This window comes from Shewanella sp. MBTL60-007 (assembly GCF_019654915.1).
Lineage (GTDB): Bacteria > Pseudomonadota > Gammaproteobacteria > Enterobacterales > Shewanellaceae > Shewanella.
The window spans coordinates 1-486 of record NZ_BPET01000197.1 but is presented as its reverse complement, the minus strand read 5'-3'; the positions used below and the strand labels follow the sequence as shown (position 1 = coordinate 486).

Annotated in this window: 1 protein-coding gene; it reads left to right on the top strand. The window is 48.6% G+C overall.

From position 1 onward, the window contains the following. Window positions 1-486, top strand: a 486-nt coding sequence (locus K5Q92_RS24605) for a hypothetical protein (protein WP_220771278.1), incomplete at both ends; no start/stop codon positions are given.

Below are 486 nucleotides of genomic sequence, written 5' to 3'. Positions count from 1 at the left end.
AGAGAAGGGGAGGGGGGAGGAAGGAAAGAAGGAAGAGAAAAGAAAAAAGAAGGAAAGGAGAAAGAAAGAGAAAGAGAGAAAAGGGAAGGGGAGAGAAGGAGAGAGAAAGAAAGAGGAAAGAAGAGGGGAAAGGGAGGAAGGAGGGAAAAGAGGAGAAAAGGGGAGGGAGAAGAAAAAAGAGGAAAGGAGGAGAAAGAAGGGGGGAGAAGGAAGGGAGGAAAGAGGAAGGGGAGGGAAAGGGAAGAAGAAAGGGAAAAAGAGAGAGGGGGAAAGAGGGGAAAAGAAAGAAAGAGAAGAAAGGAGAGGGAAGAGGAAGAGAAGGAGAAGAAAGAGGGGAAAAAGAGGGAAGGAGGGGGGGAAGAGAGAGAAGAAGAGGGCCAGACAGAAAAGAGAGAGGGAAGAAGAAAGGCAGACAAGAAAGAAGAGGGGGACAGAGAAGAAAAGGGAATGGGGGGAAAAAGGAGGGAGGGGGAAACATGTCGAAGT